Origin of the sequence: Flavobacterium resistens, from assembly GCF_900182645.1 — a bacterium.
GTDB lineage: Bacteria > Bacteroidota > Bacteroidia > Flavobacteriales > Flavobacteriaceae > Flavobacterium > Flavobacterium resistens.
The window spans coordinates 1000015-1017776 of the sequence record NZ_FXTA01000001.1 but is presented as its reverse complement, the minus strand read 5'-3'; the positions used below and the strand labels follow the sequence as shown (position 1 = coordinate 1017776).

Annotated in this window: 16 protein-coding genes; 12 read left to right on the top strand and 4 right to left on the bottom strand. The window is 34.1% G+C overall.

Features of this window, described 5'->3' with window-relative positions:
- Positions 1 to 99 precede the first annotated feature (99 nt).
- The 8 genes from FN795_RS04410 (at position 100) to FN795_RS04380 (ending at position 11460) form a co-directional block, all read left to right on the top strand.
- On the top strand, positions 100 to 3165 hold the full coding sequence (locus FN795_RS04410; protein WP_142449547.1) for a SusC/RagA family TonB-linked outer membrane protein: 3066 nt from the start codon (positions 100 to 102) through the stop codon (positions 3163 to 3165).
- A gap of 11 nt (positions 3166 to 3176) precedes the next feature.
- Entirely contained in the window at positions 3177 to 4676 is a 1500-nt protein-coding gene (locus FN795_RS04405; RefSeq protein ID WP_142449546.1) for a RagB/SusD family nutrient uptake outer membrane protein, read from the top strand.
- Positions 4677 to 4688: 12 nt separating this feature from the next.
- Complete coding sequence (locus tag FN795_RS04400; RefSeq protein WP_142449545.1) at positions 4689 to 6302, top strand: hypothetical protein; 1614 nt, start codon at positions 4689 to 4691, stop codon at positions 6300 to 6302.
- Between the two features lie 11 nt (positions 6303 to 6313).
- Positions 6314 to 7984: a family 16 glycosylhydrolase gene (locus FN795_RS04395; RefSeq protein ID WP_142449544.1), complete on the top strand. Its 1671-nt coding sequence runs from the start codon at positions 6314 to 6316 to the stop codon at positions 7982 to 7984.
- Between the two features lie 82 nt (positions 7985 to 8066).
- On the top strand, positions 8067 to 8825 hold the full coding sequence (locus FN795_RS04390; protein ID WP_142449543.1) for a glycoside hydrolase family 16 protein: 759 nt from the start codon (positions 8067 to 8069) through the stop codon (positions 8823 to 8825).
- A 291-nt stretch (positions 8826 to 9116) separates the two neighbouring features.
- Entirely contained in the window at positions 9117 to 9701 is a 585-nt protein-coding gene (locus FN795_RS04385) for an RNA polymerase sigma factor (RefSeq protein WP_035648741.1), read from the top strand.
- A 49-nt stretch (positions 9702 to 9750) separates the two neighbouring features.
- The gene (locus FN795_RS21405) at positions 9751 to 9894 is read left to right on the top strand and encodes a hypothetical protein (RefSeq protein ID WP_167498050.1); all 144 of its coding nucleotides are present in this window, start codon (positions 9751 to 9753) and stop codon (positions 9892 to 9894) included.
- Positions 9895 to 10398: 504 nt separating this feature from the next.
- Positions 10399 to 11460 carry a tetratricopeptide repeat protein gene (locus FN795_RS04380; protein WP_142449542.1) on the top strand — a complete coding sequence of 354 codons (1062 nt, stop codon included), beginning with the start codon at positions 10399 to 10401 and terminating at the stop codon, positions 11458 to 11460.
- A gap of 129 nt (positions 11461 to 11589) precedes the next feature.
- Here FN795_RS04380 and FN795_RS04375 read toward each other — a convergent pair whose 3' ends face one another.
- A complete protein-coding gene (locus FN795_RS04375) occupies positions 11590 to 12246 on the bottom strand; it encodes an endonuclease III domain-containing protein (RefSeq protein ID WP_142449541.1) in 657 nt (218 codons plus the stop codon).
- A gap of 275 nt (positions 12247 to 12521) precedes the next feature.
- Between FN795_RS04375 and bcp the strand changes: the two genes are divergently transcribed.
- Positions 12522 to 12974, top strand: a complete 453-nt coding sequence (bcp, locus tag FN795_RS04370; RefSeq protein WP_142449540.1) for a thioredoxin-dependent thiol peroxidase — start codon at positions 12522 to 12524, stop codon at positions 12972 to 12974.
- A 142-nt stretch (positions 12975 to 13116) separates the two neighbouring features.
- Here the strand turns inward: bcp and FN795_RS04365 are convergent, their stop codons facing one another.
- Positions 13117 to 14577 carry a TonB-dependent receptor gene (locus FN795_RS04365; RefSeq protein ID WP_142449539.1) on the bottom strand — a complete coding sequence of 487 codons (1461 nt, stop codon included), beginning with the start codon at positions 14575 to 14577 and terminating at the stop codon, positions 13117 to 13119.
- Between the two features lie 90 nt (positions 14578 to 14667).
- Between FN795_RS04365 and FN795_RS04360 the strand changes: the two genes are divergently transcribed.
- The 3 genes from FN795_RS04360 to FN795_RS04350 are packed head-to-tail and all read left to right on the top strand — an operon-like array spanning position 14668 to position 16430.
- On the top strand, positions 14668 to 15432 hold the full coding sequence (locus FN795_RS04360; RefSeq protein ID WP_142449538.1) for an MBL fold metallo-hydrolase: 765 nt from the start codon (positions 14668 to 14670) through the stop codon (positions 15430 to 15432).
- A 12-nt stretch (positions 15433 to 15444) separates the two neighbouring features.
- On the top strand, positions 15445 to 15948 hold the full coding sequence (locus FN795_RS04355) for a hypothetical protein (RefSeq protein WP_142449537.1): 504 nt from the start codon (positions 15445 to 15447) through the stop codon (positions 15946 to 15948).
- Between the two features lie 47 nt (positions 15949 to 15995).
- Entirely contained in the window at positions 15996 to 16430 is a 435-nt protein-coding gene (locus FN795_RS04350) for a hypothetical protein (protein ID WP_154275318.1), read from the top strand.
- Between the two features lie 72 nt (positions 16431 to 16502).
- On the opposite strand, the gene FN795_RS04345 is transcribed toward FN795_RS04350, so the two are convergent.
- Together FN795_RS04345 and FN795_RS04340 are read right to left on the bottom strand one after the other, a co-directional pair.
- Positions 16503 to 17069 (bottom strand): cysteine hydrolase family protein, encoded by a 567-nt coding sequence (locus FN795_RS04345; protein WP_142449536.1) that lies wholly within the window; start codon positions 17067 to 17069, stop codon positions 16503 to 16505.
- 40 nt (positions 17070 to 17109) lie between these two features.
- Positions 17110 to 17754 (bottom strand): alpha/beta hydrolase, encoded by a 645-nt coding sequence (locus tag FN795_RS04340; protein WP_142449535.1) that lies wholly within the window; start codon positions 17752 to 17754, stop codon positions 17110 to 17112.
- Positions 17755 to 17762: the final 8 nt, after the last annotated feature.

Here is a 17762-nt window from a genome sequence, read left to right as displayed (position 1 = left end):
TAACATTTTTTTTGTGATGTATGTTTTTTGTTGAGGTTAAATTTAACGGATTCCTAATAGGAACGAATAAATTTATCTTTCAATAAAAACTAACTAATTATGAAATCGAAATTGTTACTAATTGTACTATCGTTGTGTACATCATTTGCCTTTGCGCAATCCTATGATGTAAGCGGAACGGTAGTAGATGGGTCAGGATTATCATTGCCTGGCGTAAATGTAAAAGTTAAAAGTTCGTCGCAAAGTACAACCACAGACTTTGACGGATCTTTTAAGTTAACCGGAGTTCCAAAAGGAGCTTCAATTATCTTCAGTTATATAGGTTACAGAACGCAGGAAATTGCAGTTTCTGGAACTAAAATGACTGTAAAAATGGCCGATGATGCAAAATCACTCGAAGAGGTTGTTGTCATTGGTTACGGTACTCAGAAAAAAAGAGAAATTACCGGAGCAGTATCAGTAGTTGATAGTAAAACACTGGACATCTTGAAACCAGCAAGAATTGAACAGGCTTTACAAGGAACAGTTTCAGGTGTAAATGTAACCACGCAATCTGGGGCGCCAGGTGCGGGATTAGATATTCGTATTCGTGGTATTGCTACAAACGGACAAAATTCACCAACTGCAATTATTGATGGTTATGTGGGAGATTTTAGTTTGCTAAATCCAAATGACATTGAAACCATTACTGTTTTAAAAGATGCTCAGGCAGCAATTTACGGAACAATTGGAGCAAACGGAATTATTTTGGTAACAACCAAAATGGGTAAAAAGAACTCAAAAACAAAAGTTTCTTTCAACAGCTACGCAGGATTTCAAGAAACTTCTAGAAAGCTTCCAACGCTAAATGCGACAGAATATGCACTTTTGTTAAATGAAAGTTATGCCAATGGAGGAAAAGCACTTCCTTATCCAAATGTAAGCGGACTAGGAAAAGGCACAAACTGGCAAGATGAAGTTTTCCAAAAAGGAGCTCCTATTATTAATAACGATTTAACCATCTCCGGAGGTTCAGAAAATATTACGTATTCTATCAGTGGATCACATTTAGACCAGGAAGGAATTGTTGGCGGAGATAAATCGGGCTATTTGAGAAATACGGCAAGAATTGGTTTAGGCGCTGATTTAAGCAGTAAAATTAGATTAAAGACAAACGTAATTTATACTTATTTCACCAGAAGAACATTAAATGAAAATGGTCTTGGATCTGTATTATTTAATGCGTTAAACGTTCCGGCAACTTTAAGTCCATATAATGCAGATGGCAGTTTTACGCTTGTGCCAAACACTACAGGATTAGGAAATGAAATTATTAATCCATTGGCGCAAATTGAAAATTCATATAACGATTATAACTATAAAAAAATAAACGGAAATTTTGGACTAGATTATAAAATTTTCAAAGGATTTACTTTAGCAAGTGCTATTGGTTTCAATACTTCAAACAGCGAGTCAAAAACATTTAATCCACAAATAAGCTACGGTGGAAAAGTTTTTGATGTACAAAGAAGTTCGGTTACTCAAGGTGCGGTAAATGATAACAATTATTCATTTGATCTTTATGGTACCTATACAACAAAAATTGCCGAGGCTCATAATATTACAGGAACTGTAGGGACAACAATTTTCAAAGAATGGGGTAACGGACTTACAGCAACTGGTTTTGATGTTCCAAATAACTCATGGCAATTTGCGGATATTTCTTTAACCAAAGGAATTTCAGAAACATTGACAAACAGTTCTTATAATTATGATCAAAGAAGATTGTCATATTACGCAAGACTTCAATACGATTATAAAGAAAAGTATTTATTGTCTGGAATGACGCGCCGTGATGCTTCGACTAAATTTGGACCAGGAAATAAAATCGGATATTTTTCATCTGTTACTGGTGGATGGATCGTTTCTAAGGAAGAATTTTTTGGTGAGCCTAAGTTTATCAATTTCTTAAAGCTGAGAGCTAGTTACGGAACGTTAGGAAATGACCAAATTCCGAATTATGGTTATTTGGGACTTTTGAACGGTGAAGCAACTTATGTTTTTGATGGAGCAATTGTAAATGGAAGCTCAACAGGACAGGTTCCAAATCCGGACTTAAAATGGGAAGAAGCGAAAAAATTCGATGTTGGTTTGGATATGAAAATCTTAAACGACAAAGTGTATATCGTTGCTGATTATTTCAATGATGTTAGAAAAGATTTATTGGTGCCAAATATTCCGGTTTCAGGAATTAACGGAACAGGCGCTCCGGGCGCAAGTGCTCCAACTTTAAATGCTGGATCGGTTAAAAATTCAGGTTTTGAATTTGCAATTGATTACAAAGATAAATTCTCAGATTCTTTCAATTTTAGTGTAAGTTATAATGTTACTTTACTTAAAAATGTTGTACAAGAAGTTAACAATGGTACAGGATTTATTGAAGGCGGTGCCTTTGGAGTTGGACAGCCAGCGCCTTCGCGTATGGAAGTTGGAAAACCAATAGGATATTTCTACGGATATAAAACAGATGGAATTTTCCAAAATCAAGCAGAAATCGATGCGCATCCATCTCAACTTGCTTTAGGTGCAAATGCAGCTCCTGGAGATCTTCGTTATGTTGACGTAAATGGAGATGGAAAAATCGATACAAATGATAAAACCAATATTGGAGATCCAATTCCATCTGCTACAATGGGTTTCAATATCCAAATGAATTATAAAAATGTTGATTTTGCCATGTACACTTTTGCATCTGTAGGAAATGATATGGTTCGCAATTACGAAAGAACACTTTCTGACGCCAATCGTTTAAATTATGTTTTAGACAGATGGACAGGTGAGGGATCAACAAATTCAACTCCAAGAGTTACAACTGGAGCAACTGCAAACAATGTTTTTTCTGATTATTTTGTAGAAGATGCATCTTATTTAAGAATCCAAAATATTCAATTAGGATATTCTCTTAATCCAAATGTGGCGCAAAAAGCGGGACTTACAAAATTAAGACTTTACGTTGGGGTAAATAATTTATACACATTTACAAAGTATAGAGGTTTTGATCCTGGTGCTTCATTTGGTCCTGGAAATCGTGATAATGTTTCTCAGTCTCCTATTGGTGCAGGAATCGATTATGGTTTCTATCCAATTCCAAGAACCTATTTAATGGGACTTAACCTTAATTTTTAATTTCAATTAAAATGAAAAAATATTTATATACAACCGTTATAACGCTTACTCTGTTTTCGACTTTATGTATTTCTTGTTCGGATGAGTTTGTAGATCCTACACCAGAATATTCTATCGATTCTGAGAACTATTTCAACTCAAAAGCAGATTACGATCAGGCGCTTATTGCTGCATATGATCTATTGCAGGCTTCATATGCAAATGTCATATTGGGAGAAATTGCATCTGATAATACATTATGTGGAGGGGAAAGTCCAACAGATGTAATTGGCTGGCAACAAATTGACGACATGATTCATACTCCGGTAAACAGTAATTTAAGAGATATCTGGAATTGGATGTTTGCAGGAGTTCAAAGAGCAAATTACATTCTTGAATTTAAAGATAAAACTGATTTTCAGGGAAAAAACCAAGTTATAGCCGAAGCACGTTTTTTAAGAGCATACTACCAGTTTGAGTTAGTGAAATGGTTTGGTGGCATACCAATGAAAGGCGATGCGAGGTTTAAAATTGGAGATGAAAAAACAATCCCGCGTTCAAGTAAAGAAGAAGTTTTCGCTTCAATTGAAGCTGATTTGACTTTTGCGGCTGCTAATTTATCTCCAATTGCTTCTCAAAAAGGGCGCGTAACAAAAGGAGCAGCTTTGGCACTTCTTGGAAAAGCGTATTTATATGAAAACAAATTTGCTCAGGCAGCAACTGCTCTTGATGGTGTAATTACATCAGGAAAATATTCTTTAGTTACTGATTACAATTCTATTTTTGAAATGGATGGAGAAAACAATGCTGAATCTGTTTTTGAAGTGCAATACACAGATGTTGAAGGAGCTGGATTTGGCTGTCTGCAATGTAGTGAAGGTAACGTTGCCGTTGGATTTAGTGGTGTAAGAAATTTTTCGGGACCACTTTTCTCTTCAGGATTTAGTTTTAATGTTCCAACAAAAGAAGGCGCCGATGCTTTTGAAGCAGGTGACAAACGTAAAGATGTTGCTATCCTAGATATTGCTGCTTTTGCTGCTGCAAATACTAATTATGATGGAGGAAAAGGTGTTAGCTACGGAAAAGGAAATGAAGACACAGGATATTTCAACAGAAAATATATTCCAAGAAAAAGAAGTTCAGCTGCAGCTGGAGATTTGAATCTAACAAATCCAAACAACTACAGAGCTATTCGCTATGCAGATGTTTTATTGATGGCAGCCGAAGCTTACAGTCGTGCAGGAAATAATGACGCGAAAGCAAGAGACTATTTAAATCAGGTGAGAAGACGCGCTTTTGGAGATAATAATCACGATATAACAGCTTCTGGACAAGCGTTGACTGATTTTATTTATGCTGAAAGAAGAGTGGAGCTTTTTGGTGAAGGACATCGTTTCTTTGATTTGGTAAGAACTGGAAAAGCTGTTGGAAAAATTCCTGGTTTTACAGCGAATAAAAACGAATTATTTCCGCTTCCAATAGAAGAAATTCAATTTGCAAACGGAAACTGGCAACAAAATCCTGGATACTAAAAAAATACAATTATGAAAAAAATATATTTAATATTAAATCTTTTCGTTTTGGCAACGCTGATTGCTTGCGCAAACGATGATGCCCTTGATGTTGATTTAGACAGTGCGGCAGCGCCGACTAATGTTTCGGCATTGACGACCGTTACACAGGATAATACCGGGAAAGTAACTTTTATCCCTACGGGAGAAGGAGCAACGCAGTACAAAATCAATTTTGGAGATGGAACTGCGGAATCTGCTTATATTGCTTCGGGCGGTACAGTTGCACATACATATAAAGAAGGAACATATAAATCGAAAATTACAGCGATGAATGTGAACGGAAAAACAACCGAAGTAACACATGATGTTGTGGTTTCATTTAGAGCTCCGGAAAATTTGGTAGTTGAAATAACAAACGATTTATCAGTATCTAAAAAAGTAACGGTTAAAGCAACTGCAGATTTTGCTTTATTTTATGATGTATATTTTGGAGAAGCTGGAAAACCAGATCCAATTTCGGCAAACAACGGCGAATCTGTTTCTTATACTTATAAAGAGGCTGGAGTTTATACAGTTCGTGTGGTTTCAAAAAGTGCTGCAATCAAAACAACTGAATATACAGCTCAGGTTACTGCAAAATTAGTTGTAGCACCTTCAGCATCAGCACCAACACCTCCTAACAGACAACCGGCAGATGTTATTTCGATTTACGGTACGAAATACACTAATGTTGCAGGAACAAACTATTTCCCAGATTGGGGGCAGGCAGGACAAGGAAGCAGCTGGGCAGAGTTTGATTTGAATGGAGATAAAATGCTGAATTATATTAAACTAAGTTACCAAGGAATCGCATTGGCAGACAATGTAACAATTGATGTTTCAAAAATGGAATATTTACACATGGATGTTTGGACAGCTGATTTACAAAAAATTGAAACTTCATTGATTCAGACTGGGCCTTCAGAAAAACCTGTAGTAAAAGATCTTACAGCTAATCAATGGACAAGTATTGATATTCCAATTTCGGCATTTACAAGCCAAGGATTGACAGTGGATAAAATTTTCCAATTGAAATTTGTTGGAACGCCTTGGGCTGGTGGAACGGTATTTATTGATAATATCTATTTCTATAAAGCGCCTGCAGAATCAATCGCATTGCCTATTGATTTTGAATCGGCAAACTTGACTTACAATTGGGGCGGTTTTGGAAATGTTATTGCTTCTATGGCAACAAATCCTGATAAAACCGGATCGAACGTATCTGATAAAGTGGTTAAATTGGAAAAAAAATCAGGTGCAGAAACTTGGGCGGGAGCAAGTTTAAACCTTGATGCTTCACCGGATTTTTCAAAAGGAACTAAAGTAAAAGTAGCAGTTTGGTCCCCAAAAGTTGGCGCTGATATTTTATACAAAATGGAGCTTTCTACTTCTCCAAAAGACGGAAACGGAAATCCAAGCGTTAATTTTGAAGTACATGCATCGACAACAGTAGCAAATGCCTGGCAGATTTTAACTTTTGATCTAACAAGTGCCGCGAGTTTTGATGCTAGTGTAAAATACGACAGAGTAATTTTGTTTCCAGATTTTGGACAATCAGGAACGGGAGCGACTTATTATTTTGACGACATAAAACAATCCAATTAATACAAGAAATCATGAGCAAAAATATAATTATAAAAATAGTATCCATATTTACGATTCTCTTGATGATGGGATGTCAAAAAGACGATTTTACTTTTGGATCAATAGATTCACCAACGAATCTGAAGGTTACAGCCGAGATTATTGGTAAAACTGCCACAGCTCCAAACGGAGACGGTTCAGGAACTGTAAAATTTACGGCTACAGCAGATGATGCAATATCATACAAATACGTGTATAGCGACGGAACATCTGACAATGCGCCAAATGGAGTAGTAACAAAACGTTTTACAAAAACTGGAGTTAATACCTATACAGTAACAATAATCGCTTCTGGAAAAGGAGGGGTGAGCAGTACAATTACAACTGATGTTACGGTTAAAAGTGATTTTAGTGATGCCGAAGCTGTGCAATTCTTGACTGGTGGTACTTCTAAAAAATGGTATTGGTCGGCTTCAGAAGCAGGACATTTAGGAGTTGGTCAAAATGACGGAGATGCAACTAAAAACTATTATGGAAACTATTATCAGGCTGGAGCTTGGGAAAAAGCAGGTTCGCCAACCAGCAGCTGTTTATACGAAAACGAACTGACATTCTCTCTTGAAGGTGGCCAGCTTAAATTTCAGTTAAACAATGGTGGAGCAACATTCTTCAACGCTGCATTTGAAAGTGTAGGAGGAGGAAGTTCAGGATCTGATGCTTGTTTGGCTTATGATACTTCCGGAAAGAAAACAGTTTCATTGAGTCCTTCAGAATCTGTTGTAATGCAAAATCCAAATCATGCAACACAAACAAGAGGAACAATGATGAATTTCTCTGATAACGGATTTATGGGTTACTATATCGGTCAGAGTTCATATGAGATTTTATCGATTACAGCAAATAGAATGGTTGTAAGAGCTGTTATGGGCGGAAATGCATCATTGGCTTGGTATCATATTTTTACGACTACAAAACCAACGCAAAACCCAACAACGCCAGATAAAGATTATACTAATTTAGTTTGGTCGGATGAATTTAATACTGATGGAGCGCCAGATGCTTCAAAATGGGTTTATGATTTAGGACGTGGCGATAACGGATGGGGAAATAATGAAAAACAGAATTATACTAATTCTTCAACAAACGTAATTGTTCAGGGAGGTAATTTAAAAATTACGGCTAAAAAAGAAGCTTCTGGTGGAGCTGATTATTCTTCAGCTAGATTGAAATCTGAAGGAAAATATAAATTCACCTATGGAAAAGTTGAGGTTCGTGCAAAACTTCCAATAGGAGGAGGAACTTGGCCTGCAATATGGATGCTTGGCGCAAATTATGCAACAAATGCATGGCCGGCGTGCGGAGAATTAGATATTATGGAACATGTTGGAAACAGCCAGAATGTAATTCATGGAACGCTTCATTATCCTGGTCATTCGGGAGGAACAGCCAATACAGGTTCTAAAACTATTGCAAATGTTTCTACAGAATTCCATATTTATAAAACAATTTGGAGTCCTGAGGCAGTAAAAATATATGTAGATGATGAGTTAATTCATTCGGTTCCTAATGATGCGAGTTTACCTTTCAACAAAGACTTTTTCTTAATTTTGAATGTTGCTATGGGAGGTAATTTTGGCGGTAATATTGATGCGGCTTTCACACAATCTTCTATGGAGATTGATTATGTAAGAGTGTATCAATAGAATATAAATTAATTAGTAAGAATGAAATGAGAAGGTCAGTTTAGGCTGGCCTTTTCAATTTTTATAAATTTAAAAGTAGACTATGAAAAAAGTGTTTATACTGCTGTTAATCAGCAGTGCTTGTTTTGCACAGGAAGTAAAAAGAAAACTTGTCTGGGAAGAAAATTTCAACAAAAAAGAATTAAATGAAAAAGATTGGAATTTTGAACTTGGAGACGGTTGTCCTAATCTTTGCGGCTTTGGAAACAATGAAAGACAAATTTATACCAAAACAAATCATGAATTTAAAGACGGAAATTTAGTTATAGAAGCCAGAAAAGAAGGTCCTAAATACACCTCGACTAAAATTACAACTAAAGGGAAAAAAGAATTTAAATACGGCCGAATTGAAGCCAGAGCAAAATTGCCAGTTGGTCAGGGAATCTGGCCTGCATTCTGGATGTTAGGTGCTAATATTGATGAAATTCATTGGCCAAAAGCAGGCGAAATTGATATTTTGGAATATATCGGGCGTGATCCAGGAATGGTTTATACCACTTTGCACACACAGGATAGTCACGGAAACACAATAAATACCAAAAGAACACCATATCCTAATATTGAAGAAGGTTATCATGTGTACGCAATTGAATGGACAAAAGAAAAAATGGATTTTTTTGTAGACAAAACTTTGGTTTATACATTTAATCCTCCAATCAAAAATGAAGATACATGGCCTTTTGACAAACCTTTTTATATTATTGTCAATTTAGCAGTTGGAGGAAATTTTGGCGGACCAGAAGTTGATGATAAAATTTTTCCGCAAAAATACTATGTTGACTACGTACGCGTTTATCAATAAAAAATTAATAAAAGAGATATAAATAACTATAAGTGTTTAATTGTAAGTTATTTATGTCTTTTTTTATTTGCACATTATTTAATGATTTAACGGACTTTTCCAATAAAAATTAACTTATGTGTCTATTTTTTAAGTTTTTATTGTTAATTATTCTGTCTTTTATTTGCTTTTTAAAATAATAATTTGTTAAATTTGATGACTTAATTAACATAACTAAAAAAAGAGAAGCCTATACAATAAAATTACTTTTTAGAAAATTACTCCAAATTAAAAACCTAAAAAAGTAGTATTATGGCTCATCTGCACATTCCAGACGCTCTGTTAGTCAAAAATTATATCGATGGCAATGAAGTTGCGCTGTCGACATTAATTAAAAGGCACGAATCTAAGATATATGGTTTCATATATTCCAAGATCGCCGATAGAGATATTTCAAATGATATTTTTCAAGACACTTTTATTAAGGTAATCAAAACCTTAAAAAGTAATTCCTATAACGAAGAAGGTAAATTTTTGCCTTGGGTAATGCGTATATCTCACAACTTAATTGTAGATCACTTTCGTAAAACCAAAAAAATGCCAATGTACAGAGAAACAGAAGAGTTTTCAATCTTTTCTGTAATGTCTGATGATTCATTGACTATTGAAGGAAAAATGATTCTTGATCAAGTCGAAATTGACTTAAAAAAACTAATTGAAGAACTTCCGGATGATCAAAAAGAAGTATTGGTAATGCGTATGTATCAAGATATGAGTTTTAAAGAAATCTCTGAACTGACAGACGTTAGCATAAATACAGCGTTAGGAAGAATGCGTTATGCGCTAATGAATTTGAGAAAAATAATTGATAAACATCAAATTATTTTAACCAACTAATACTATTTTGAGTATTAACTCGTTATACTGTATATAAACATTTTACAGTATGGCAAAAATTTACTCTAAAAAAGCGTTAGCTTCTAAAAATTTAAAACCTAAAAAAGAAGTTGTTTCTTTTTTACTTAGCTATTCACAAGCGTTAACTGTTGTGAAAATTGAAAATAAAAGTTTTGATATTATAGCAAATTAAATAATAGGCTCTCTAGGCCGAAGGTTGATGCTAACGAAAAAGCCAAATGGTCGTTTTGGTTAAAAAGCTCACTATCTGTATATAAAATATTGATAGTGAGTTTTTTTTATGCTTTTTTTTTAATCTTCAATAATTATGATATATTAGCAACGTTAAAAAAATGTTATATTTTAACAAAAAAAAGAATGGTATTCTATTGCGTATTCACTTTTTAATTCTATTTTAGATAAAAAATTAGATTCTTTGCAGAAAAAAGAGAAAATAATGATATTTATAATGTAAATACTGTTAAAGTTTGATTTTTTAAAAAACAACAAAAGAAATGTTTAATTCTCCTAATATGTTTAATTATGATAAAAAACTACTCTAACTAACTATTCAGTTTGATAACTTTTGAATCCATGGCGAGGATGTCAAAAGTGCAATTTTGTCCAATTTCATGGATAACCAGCAAAATTGCTCAGAGAAGAACCCAATCTATTTAACTATCAAACTTGATCTACAATGAAAATGAAACTTATGATTTTATCAATAGTATTGATAAACGTTGCGGCTTATGCCCAAAAAGCACAAATAAAGGATGCACAGGCTATTTTTGATAAAGGTAATTCGCAAGAAGCGATAGCTATTTTAAATAAGACAGAATATCTTATCATAAATGCACCAGATGAAGATAAATCTGATTTTTATTTTTTGAAAGGAAATGTATTAAAGGATTTAGCTAGTAAAAATGTTGATGCAGCAAACAACTTCAGCCTTGCTTCACAAGCTTATCAGGACGTATTTTTATTCGAGAATGAATCTGGAAAATTCAAGTATACGGTAAAAGCTGGTATTGCTTTGAAGGATATGAAATCTAATTTAGTGAACGGTGCAATGGCCGATTTTAAAGCAGGTAAATTTAAAGAAAGTGCTGAAAAAAGCTACAAAGTATATTTGTTTGACAAAAAGGACACATTAAATTTATTCAACGCGGCTTCATCATCAATAAATGCAAAAGACTTTAGTTCTGCAATTAAATATTATGAAGAGTTGAAGAAAAAGAATTATTCTGGACAAGGTGTTATTTATTATGCTACGAACAAAAAAACAAAAGAAGAGGATGCCTTTATTTCACCAAAAGCAAGACAATCTGGAATTGATCAAGGTCTTTATGAGAAACCAAGAACAGAATCTGTTCCTTCAAAAAGAATAGACGTAATCAATAATTTAGCCTATTCTTATATGGAAAGTAAAGATTACGCTAAAGCAGAAGCGACATATAACTCTCTTTTAGAAGTAAACCCAAATTATATTGATGCTTATATTAATCTTGCTTATTTAAAATTGGAGCAAAAAAAGGCTTTGGCTGATGAAATTGCTAACTTAGGAACTACTCCAAAAGAAATGCAGCAATACGATAAACTAAATGCTAAAAAAGATGATATAGCAAGAAGCGCAATTCCGTTTCTTAAAAAAGCACTTACTATAGAGCCTAAAAATGCAGACGTAACAAAAACGCTTTTAGGAGTTTACAGGTCTCTTGATATGACAAATGAATACAATGCTTTAAAAGCGGGGATGTAATTAAAATTAGAAAATTAGATAATTAGAAAATTGATAATACTAGTTCGTCTTAAACACATTATCTAATTATTAAATTGGCACATTAAAAAATAAAAAAAGGCACAAAGTTTTAAATCTTTGTGCCTTTTTTTATTTTATTGCTTTTGTCATTTCCTCAATTATAGATTTCTTTCCTACAGTTCTTGTTATAATATCTTTTTCAAGACTCCAACCTCTTGCAGGGGAATATTCTCGTCCGTACCAAATAATTTGCAAATGAAGATCGTTCCAAATTTCTCTCGGAAATAATCGTTTTGCATCTTTTTCGGTTTGCACAACATTTTTTCCATTAGAAAGATTCCATCTGTACATTAATCTGTGAATATGTGTATCTACCGGAAAAGCAGGAACACCAAAAGCCTGAGACATAACAACACTCGCTGTTTTGTGTCCAACTGCAGGCAAAGCTTCAAGTGCTTCAAAACTTTGAGGAACTTCGCCGTTGTGTTTCTCAATCAAAATTTCAGATAAACCGTGAATTCCTTTAGATTTCATCGGAGACAATCCGCACGGACGAATAATTTCTTTGATTTCCTCCACAGACATCTTCACCATATCATACGGATTATCTGCTTTAGCAAACAACAAAGGCGTAATTTGGTTCACACGAACATCGGTACATTGTGCCGAAAGCAAAACAGCAATTAATAAAGTATAAGGATCTTTATGGTCAAGCGGGACAGGTATTGTAGGATAGAGTTCTTTTAACGTATTTATAACAAATTGTACGCGAGCTTCTTTATTCATTTCCGTATTTTTAATCCCGTAAAAATAGTATAATTTTTATGATGTGCCTAATCCAGCTTTCCGTTACAACTCCTCATTATACCAGTAACATTTTTAAGTATTTAAAAGAGCTTCCGTTGGTCGCTTTTTAAATACAAAAAATGTAAACTGTCATAATTCCGGGGTTTTCACTGCAATCTGGGGCATGTAAAAAGTTATGAATTATGAGTTTTGAGTTATCTTTATTCTTTGCTCTTCATTCTAAAATCAACAATCTAAAATCTAAAATAAAACATATGACAACATTAAAAGCAGGCGATAAAGCGCCAAATTTTTCTGGAGTAGATCAAGAAGGGAAAACGCATAAATTGGCAGATTACGCTGGAAAAAAATTAGTGGTTTTCTTTTATCCCAAAGCAAGTACGCCAGGTTGTACAGCTGAAGCTTGCGATTTAAGAGATAATTTTCATCGTTTTCAGGCGAATAATTATGAGCTTCTTGGAGTAAGTGCCGACAGCCAGAAAGCGCAGACAAAATTCAAAGAAAAATACGAATTGCCATTTCCTTTATTAGCAGATGAAGATAAATCTGTTATTAATGCTTTTGGAGTTTGGGGACCAAAGAAATTCATGGGAAGAGAATACGATGGAATCCATAGAACAACATTTGTAATCAACGAAAACGGAATTATAGATGAGGTAATTGAAAAAGTAAAAACAAAAGAACATGCAGAGCAGATTTTGAAATAGTTTTTTTTGTTTCAAGTTTCATGTTTCAAGTTATCTTGACGAGTAAAATTAACCGCAAAGCATGTAACTTGAAACTTGAAACATGAAACTTGAAACATGAAACTTGAAACAAAAAAAAGCCCCTTTAACTGGGGCTTTTTTATTAAGAATTTTGTTCTACTTCTTTTTGTGGATGATATCCAAAAAGATGATGTTCTTTTATAATCTCAGCAACTCCAGAAGGAAGCATTGGTTCCCATCCCGATTGTCCTTGGCCAATCATTTTCAATACCTGACGAGAGAATACATTTAATATGTCTGGATTGTAGTCTTTAATGTCAACCACTTTTCCGTTGAATTTAAAGAATTTGTACAATTCCTTCATTCTAGGATGCACTTTTAAGTTGTCTGAAGTAATAATTTCGCCATTATCACCTAACATTGGATACAGGAATACTTTCATGTCTCGGTAGAATAATTTTCCGAAGGCTTCCAAGATTCCACCACTTAAATGACGGTAATATTTCTCATCAAAAATATCAACAAGGTTGTTTACACCCATTGCTAATCCCATTCGGGCTTTGGTATAATTAGAGAAATATTCTACTACTTTATAATATTCCTGGAAATTCGAAATCATTACAGTCTGACCTAGCGAACAAAGTAATTCGGCTCTGTCCATAAAATCACGTTCGTCAATTTCACCGTCAGAACGCAGATTCGAAAGTGTAATTTCAAAAACGGTTAATGTATTGTCTTTGTCAACTTTATTCTCGCTGAGAAACATTTTTAATGATTTCTCATACATGTCAAGATTTACATTCGTAACAGGACGGAAACTTCCTCTAAAAGCAAGAAGATTCTTTTTGTATAAAACAGCAGCTGGTAATACGTTTTTCCCCTCTGGATTAAACATTACGGCGTCTGTCATTCCGTTTTTAACTAATTGCAAACTCATCAATCGGTTGTCAACATCAGCAAAACGAGGTCCAGAGAAGTTGATTGTGTCAATTTCAAGTTGATCTTTGTCTAAGTGATCGTATAAATAACGAAGTAAACGTTTTGGATCATTGTATTTGTAGAATGCGCCGTAAATTAAATTTACACCTAAAATTCCAAGGGTTTCTTGTTGTAATCTAGCGTCAGTTTCTTTAAAACGAATGTGAAGTATGATTTCGTTGTAAGCTTCGTCTGGTTCAATTTGGTATCTGATTCCTACCCAGCCGTGACCTTTAAATTGTTTAGCGAAATCAATTGTTGCTACTGTATTGGCATAGCTAAAGAAAAGTTTATTTGGGTGTTTTTCGCGACTCAAACGTTCTTCGATCAATTCTCCTTCAAACGTTAGCATTTTTTTGAGTCGATTTTCTGTCACATAACGGCCGTCACCTTCAATACCGTAAACGGCGTCACTAAAATCTTTGTCATAGGCAGACATCGCTTTTGCAATTGTTCCCGATGAACCTCCGGATCTGAAAAAGTGCCTAACGGTCTCTTGTCCAGCGCCAATTTCGGCAAATGTTCCGTAAATATTCTCGTTTAAGTTAATGCGTAACGCTTTGTCTTTTATAGAAGGAATCTGTTCGATGACCTTGTCACCTTTGAGTTTTATTTCTGTACCCATTTTATTTTAAATAGATTTGTTACAAAGTTAGTAAATTAGGCTTCTAATGAAAGAGAAATAATCCTATTTTTGTAAAAAAATTAAGTTCAATTGAAGGTCTATTTTTTAGGTACAGGTACTTCTCAAGGTATCCCGATTATTGGGGTTGATCATCCCGTTTGCAAAAGCACTGATGCTAAGGATAAAAGGCTCCGCGTATCCATCTGGATTTCGTGGGACGACCATTCTTATGTTGTAGATTGCGGTCCGGATTTCAGACAGCAAATGCTTTCCTGCGGATGTCGAAAACTCGATGCTATTTTATTTACTCATGAACATGCCGATCATACAGCTGGTCTGGATGATATTCGCCCGTTTAATTTCAGACAAGGCGAGATTCCGGTTTATGCACATCAGCGTGTGATTGATAATTTACGTCGCCGTTTTGATTATGTTTTTGAAACTGTGAACAAATATCCGGGCGCGCCAAGTGTCAAAACAATCGAAGTTGTAAATGATAAACCTTTTGCTGTTGGAGATAAATTGGCAATTCCAATAAATGTTATGCATGGTGATCTGCAGGTTTTTGGTTATCGCATTGACGATTTTGCTTATTTAACCGATGTCAAAACAATTGAAGATGCTGAAGTTGAGAAACTGAAGAATCTGAAAGTTTTAGTTGTAAATGCACTTCGTGTTGAACCTCACGATACTCACTTTAATTTACAGGAAGCACTTGATTTTATAAATCTGGTAAAACCTGAAAAAGCTTATTTAACCCATATTAGCCATGTTTTAGGTTTTCATGAAGAAGTTCAAAAAAGCCTTCCTGAAAATGTTTTTCTGGCTTACGATAATTTAGAAATTACAATTTAATTATACCACAAAATGAAAAAATCCTTAATGCTTTATCTTTTTCTCCTTGCAATATTAATGAATGTTTTTACTTATACGTTTTACAGCGGCCAAGTAAAATTTGAGCAGGAAAGATATGATAAAACAACTAAGAAACTTAGAGACAGCATCAGTCTGGTTTCTGAAAAACTAGCTGAAGCTGATTATTTTTCGCTGGAGCATAACGAAAATGCACAAAATTATTTTGACAACAGTGCTTCTGGCGGGAAAGTGATTTTATATGAAAAACTGATTCCGGTTGTAACTGAAAAGTTATTAGATTTAAATGCAAATCCGAAAGGAAACCCATATACAGGTCAGGATATGATTGGAGGAAAGAAATTCATCATCAACAAAATAAAAATTTTAAACCATAGATGGATTATTGCAGATTATAGTAATGGTGAATTGTGGGGAGAAGTCTTGTTAAAATACTTTGTTGATAATGATGATAATATTACCTTTGAAGTAAATCAAACTTGGTTATATCAAAAATAGGATTTTTTAATCCTATTTTTTTTGCTCAATTTTAAAATTATAGGATTATGAAAAAGATTATTTTGTTTGCAATTATGCTCACCGCTGCATTTTCTTGTGCAAAAAAAGTATCACCAGAAAAAACCGATTCTCAACAGTCAAAAAGTGAATCTAAAAAAGAAACTTTAGTTGGTGCTGATTCTGATGTTCACGATTGCAAAGCTTCAGCCGGATATACCTGGTCAACGCTTAAAAAAGAATGTGTCAGAGTTTTTGAAGGAACAAAACTATCTCATTACGATGACGGAAAAGAATATACTACAGCATCGTATGTAATTTTTGAAGGAAATAAAGCTGAACTTTTCTTAGATACTCAAAAAGAATCTATCATTTTAGAGAGAAAATCGGAAGGTGATTCTTGGGTAAATGGTGATTGGCAATTAATTCCTTGGAAAGGATATGTTTTGAAAAAAGGAGAGAAGATTCTTTATACAGGACAATAAAAAGTAAAATGTAAAAAAGTGAAATGTAGTCTGGTTTATCCATTTTACATTTCACTTTTTTATTTCAAATATTTAAATAATTTCCTTAATAAAATCAGAAGTAACAACCTGAGCAAATTCTTCATTTAAACTTGCTAAAGCGGTTTGATGAATTATTTCCGCAGAAAACGCTTCGCCATTTATGCCCTTTTTGTTGAAAGTTGCAGTTGCATCAGAAATCAAATGTACAGAATAACCAAAATTTCCAGCCATTCTGGTTGTGGTCGAAACACAATGATCTGTTGTTAATCCAACAATAATAAGATTTGTGATTTTGGCATCATCAAGAAGCTCTTTTAAATTTGTTCCGATAAAAGCGCTGTTTACATTCTTTTTAATGACAGTTTCATTTTCAAGTGGCTTCACAACATCCTGAAATTCATTTCCAGGATTTGTTTCATTCAAAATCGAATTTGGATTTGAAGAACAATGTTGAACATGAAAAATGGGCCACTTTTTTGATCTCCAAATTTTCAAAAGTTCACTAGCTTTTTCTTCTGCGGTAACATTATTTCGGTCTCCGCCCCAATATTCAACATCATGAAAACCTTTTTGGATATCAATTAAAATTAATGCTGGATTATCAAGTTTTGTGCTCATTTTTAAAGGTTTAAGTTGCTGTTAAATGGCGACTGAATACTTAATTCCCTAGCCAATTCTTAAAATCAAAGAAATTCTGTGGCGCAACACCGTGTCCTATAGGGTATTCCTTGTAAGTTGCCGGGATATTTAATTTCTCCAAAATTGCTGGAGTTTTTCTTGCCCATTCAATTGGAATAACTTGATCTACAGTTCCGTGTGAAGCAAATATTTTTAAGTTTTTAAAATTGTTATTTTCAAACCCTTCTTTTATGATTTCTTCATTGAAATAGCCGCTCATTGCAACTACTCGCTGAATTTTTTCCGGATAAGAAAGTGCAGTAGCATAACTTAAAATTGATCCTTGGCTGAAACCGATCAAAGTTACATCATTAGCATCAATTGGATAATTTGCAACTAATTCATCTATAAAAGAAGCAATTATATCACGAGAAGTTTTTGCTTGTTCGTTATCTGAAAATTTATTCTGATCGGCATCAAAATTAATTGCGTACCAAGCATAAGCTCCGTATTGTAGATCATAAGGCGCTCTTGCAGAAATGATATAATAATTATCTGGAAGTTCAGAGGCAAAAGAGAATAAATCGGCTTCGTTGCTTCCGTATCCGTGTAATAAAAGCAATAACGGATTTTTATCTAAAATTACTTTTGGTTCTTGTATTTTGTATTCTAAAGATAGATTCATTTTTAATT